Origin of the sequence: Bradyrhizobium retamae (genome assembly GCF_001440415.1) — a bacterium.
GTDB classification, from domain to species: Bacteria; Pseudomonadota; Alphaproteobacteria; order Rhizobiales; family Xanthobacteraceae; genus Bradyrhizobium; species Bradyrhizobium retamae.
Map to the genome: position 1 here is coordinate 1 of NZ_LLYA01000052.1, position 4,006 is coordinate 4,006.

3 protein-coding genes and 2 pseudogenes are annotated in these 4,006 nt (G+C 58.7%); 3 read left to right on the forward strand and 2 right to left on the reverse strand.

The genetic code is table 11. The annotated features are described in order from the left end of the window. Both CQ13_RS08345 and CQ13_RS47045 read left to right on the forward strand, forming a co-directional pair. Positions 1 to 274 (forward strand): transposase (locus tag CQ13_RS08345; protein WP_197427280.1); only part of this gene is annotated, 274 nt, incomplete at its 5' end. A 149-nt stretch (positions 275 to 423) separates the two neighbouring features. Next, entirely contained in the window at positions 424 to 603 is a 180-nt protein-coding gene (locus tag CQ13_RS47045; protein WP_430649667.1) for a hypothetical protein, read from the forward strand. A gap of 35 nt (positions 604 to 638) precedes the next feature. Here CQ13_RS47045 and CQ13_RS47050 read toward each other — a convergent pair. Next, a pseudogene (locus CQ13_RS47050) lies at positions 639 to 945 on the reverse strand (IS110 family transposase); the annotation flags it as partial. Between the two features lie 121 nt (positions 946 to 1,066). Continuing rightward, a pseudogene (locus CQ13_RS45420) lies at positions 1,067 to 1,329 on the reverse strand (aminotransferase class III-fold pyridoxal phosphate-dependent enzyme); the annotation flags it as partial. Between the two features lie 257 nt (positions 1,330 to 1,586). On the opposite strand from CQ13_RS45420, the gene CQ13_RS08355 reads away from it, so the two are divergent. Beyond that, positions 1,587 to 2,315 (forward strand): class I SAM-dependent methyltransferase, encoded by a 729-nt coding sequence (locus tag CQ13_RS08355; RefSeq protein WP_063800050.1) that lies wholly within the window; start codon positions 1,587 to 1,589, stop codon positions 2,313 to 2,315. Positions 2,316 to 4,006 lie beyond the last annotated feature (1,691 nt).

A 4,006-nucleotide genomic window follows, 5' to 3' on the forward strand; every position in this document is an offset into this window, starting at 1 on the left:
CCATTCATGGCCTATGCGTGCGATTGGTGGCGAGCCGGGCACGACAGAAATCACCAAGCTGCACTCGACCAACCCAATCGAGCGCCTCAACGGCGAGAACACCGAGGTGGTCGGCATCTTCCCCAATGAGGATGCCATCGTCCGCCTCGTCGGCGCGATCCTGCTCGAGCAGAACGATGAGTGGACCGTCCAGCGCGCCCGCCACATGACGCTGAAAACCATCGCCCCATTGAGCGATGATCCCGCCATCAGCTTCCCGGCAATCGCCAGCTGACCTGTCCGGCTCCCGCCAGTGAACGCGGTGTCCCACCGCCAGCTACACCACGCCCGGGGATACGATCCCGATGCGAGAGTACCTCCAGCTGCATCATCTTTTTCTGAAGACCGCGCGTAACGATTCCCTCGTGTCGACTCCTGATGACAATGCCCGGCATTGGCGCAGTCTCTGCGCTAACCTTCTTTACCGTCGATGACCTCAGAAGGTTCGCACATTCTCCATCCGTGGCATGCCTACCCAGAGGGCTTCGTCCGAGACTCACGTGTCTCGACGAGCTCCTGCTTTCCGCCCGTGGAGCGCTGCGGCGCCACCCTCTTGTCCAGTGATCTCAGCTGCTCCACGAACAGGCGCAGGATCGGGCCTCGCTCTTCACCGCCACGAAACGCATCGTCGGTCGCTTCATGGCGTCGCAGATCGCTTCTGCATCGGCGACATCATTCTTCTGTCGCTTCGCGAAACCGCTTTACATAATCTGGCGCAATGAGTCGCACCGCATTCTCAGACTCCCGATCTCGCGCGCCCAGTAATGGCTGCTGGCGCAGGCCTCTGTTGCGACCCCGCAAACCGGCCGCGCGACAAGAACTTTGAGCTCCTGGTCCCCGGCGCAGCTTCTTGCGGAAAAGCACGGTTCCTAAAGCATCCGCGCCGCGGCCATGCCGAGCTGCCAGTGGACGAACAGGCTCGCGTGGTCCCGGACCAGTCGTTGCAGGAAGCGGCTAGTCCTGACTTTGTTAGCTCTGAGGCGCTTCGCAGACCGACGCGACGCGTTGACGAGTTTGCGGATCTTGCAGATATCCAGGTTAGCCCTTGCGGCGGCGCAAGCCATAGGATTTGCGTTATCTGAACTCGAATGGAAGAACATGCGCGCACGATATTTCGAATAATTGTGCATCGAAAATATCCGCGCGGCAGAGAGTCGCCGCAAGAGGAACCGCCCCCGTGAGGCGCTTCGAATAGCAGGCAGTATCGGGCGTGACATGGGCCTGCTCGCAGGCGAATACTGTTCCGGTGCGGTTTCAGCCCGTCATGACTTCGTCGGCAATGAACAGGATGGCAAAGTTCGGTCTCACTGCAAGAGGTAATGGACTGTACCAATTCTTGGAGGAGATTGAGGGACTCAGGTCAGTTAGAAGCTCCCTGAGGCTGATATCCATTGGAATGGGTCTCCTCCACGAGGTTAGCAAAAGGGCGTATGCCGAGAGCTCATCACTTTGCGTGGCGAACGTCGAGGACGCCCTTTGCGCAATTAGCGGGAGCTGGAAACGATGTGGAATGTGGAACTTGGACCAAGCCCTTGGAGGACCTAACTATGGACAGAGAGATTGTGAAGCCCGGCGGGCAAGTTGCGGAAGATTTCGATGGTTGGGCCGATTCGTACGAGAAAATGATCAATCAAGCCGTCGCCTTCACCGGCCGAGACCGCCCGTTTTACATTGACGTGAAGCGCAAACATATTCTGCGTCTAGCTCGGCGACATTTCGCCGATCTCGAAAGCCTGAATGTGCTGGATCTGGGCTGCGGAACCGGCGCGTATCATCCCGGGCTTAAGGGCAGGTTTGGTGAACTTCACGGCGTGGACGTGTCTGCCCGAAGCATCAAATTGGCGGCGGCGCGGCACGCTTTTGTGCGCTACTCGACGTACGACGGCAGCCGACTGCCCTACGGCGATGGACAGTTTTCGATGGTCTTCACGATAGGCGTGATGCACCATGTCCTTCCGCCCCAATGGGAGAGCTTCGTTGCCGAGGCGTATCGCGTTATCGTGCCCGGTGGGCTCATGCTCATCTTTGAGCACAATCCCTACAATCCGCTGATGCAGTACTTCATCAAAACATGTGAGATTGACAAAGATGCTGTCTTGTTGCGGCCCGGGAAGTTGCGTCGCATGTTCACTGCTGCCGGCTTCGCCAATGTCTTCACGCGGACCATCCTTTCAGTCCCGCCCGCTGGAGCATTCCTGACCAGAATGGATTCGCTATTAGGTAATCTTCCTTTCGGGGCCCAGTACTATCTCAGCGCTACAAAGAAAGCGCTCTGACGGGTTTGCCGGCAACGACAATGCCACGATCGCAGTGTGTCAAAGCGCCCATCGAGGAAAGGCAATGACTGAGACGGTAGCAACCCGATAGTCGTTGGTGGTTCGAGGGCGGCCAGGGCGGCCTCGTCAAGCATGCCCATCACAGCGATCCTTCAAGAATCGGCGCCGCCACTGTGTTCGTGGATGCCGAGTTCGGCAGCGACAGACTTGTTTGCCATCCATCAGCACATCGAAGGATCGCGCGGCAACGCGTCGAGCCGGCAACACGATGACGACACCTTGTCGGTCCAAAGTGCAGCGTACATCGAAGCTTATTCTATTTGCCGCGATATTTCAGGCATTTTACGCAAAGCGCTTCTGCTGGCTACACCTAACATGAACCCATGAGGTTCTTCAGAACGCGAACTCAGGCTGTAAGATTACGAAAACGTGGGACTACAAAGACTTTAACTGGTGATTTGTTGATGGGCAAAATTGCAACGTCGCTAAAGTAGCCTACGCGAAATTTGTATTGAGGCAGAAGGATCACGTTACGGGCGGGCGCGGGAAAGTTCATGTCTATGCGCTGTAGTTCACCAGTCGCCCGTCCCAATCAGCGCGGCCTTCATAGGCAATGTTGGTCGCCAATCTCTCACGCTGCTCGACGGCATCCTTCCGCTCGTTCTGCGTCAGGTCCCTGCAGGAGTGTCTGCTCGTTCTTCTCCCCCGGTATCCGGCCGAAATAGTAGCCTATGATCACTGAGATGATTGGCGCGATCTGACCACTAACTTGCCATTGCTCGGCAGCTGCAGCACCCGGCGAGTGCAAGCACATAAATAGCCACGAACACCGCTGTCAGCACCGCGATTACCCAGTCCTTCACGTTCATCTGACCCTCCTCGCCTTCATGACACAGACACGCGCGCGACCCGAGCTCGCCGCAAACCGCATAGAGACGCCACGTGGGATCGGGATCGCCCGCCATAACCGCGTGCCGCTGCGCGCATCGGCGATGCTGAGGCCCTTGCCCAGCAGGCCACCGAAGAACGCGGTCGCGAAGCGCAGGGCCGTCGCGGTGGCGACGGGAGCCAGCGTTCCGATGTAGGCTGGCGCATCAGCGGCCAGGAAATGGCGGGCGAAACTGGTGAGCTAGGCCGCGCCAAACGTCACCCGCAGCCGACGAGCAGACATTGACGAACACCAGTGGCTGCTTCAGAAGCGCGAAAGTACGTGGGGCGGCAACAATTGGCCGGCGAGCTTATTCTCGACCTTGAGATACAGACTGCCAGAGGACTCAATAACGCCGTGCCAGAGCAATGAATGATGTCTGCTTGGGGGAAGCTGTCCTTGAGCTTCAGCTGGCGCTTCGGCTCGCGGACGCATTGCTAACGTTGGGTCAACGTCAAGGCCCTTATTCCTGTTCCTGGCGATGTCGACGACCCGAGCTCGCCGCTCAGCGTGGTTGTGTCGGAGGCCACACCATCGCCGACCACTTACACAAGCTTTCGTGTGGCCTGCGGCGGTGCGGCAACGGTGGCGGCCGTCCCCGGGCGCCGGCAGCGCTGGCGTCATGACGTACCGGAACCCGGACCAGCAATATTGACTCCTTGAGAGTGGACTGGGCGGCGGCCTGAACGCCAACTCCTCCGGCGTTGCGCGTACCGAGCGATCGCGACCGGGCGTTCCGATTGATCACGACCGGCTGTACCGA

Bases quoted from the DNA above. Each gene is read 5' to 3' on its own strand.
- CQ13_RS08355 (WP_063800050.1), top strand. From the start codon at position 1,587: ATGGACAGAGAGATTGTGAAGCCCGGCGGGCAAGTTGCGGAAGATTTC.
- CQ13_RS47045 (WP_430649667.1), top strand. From the start codon at position 424: ATGCCCGGCATTGGCGCAGTCTCTGCGCTAACCTTCTTTACCGTCGAT.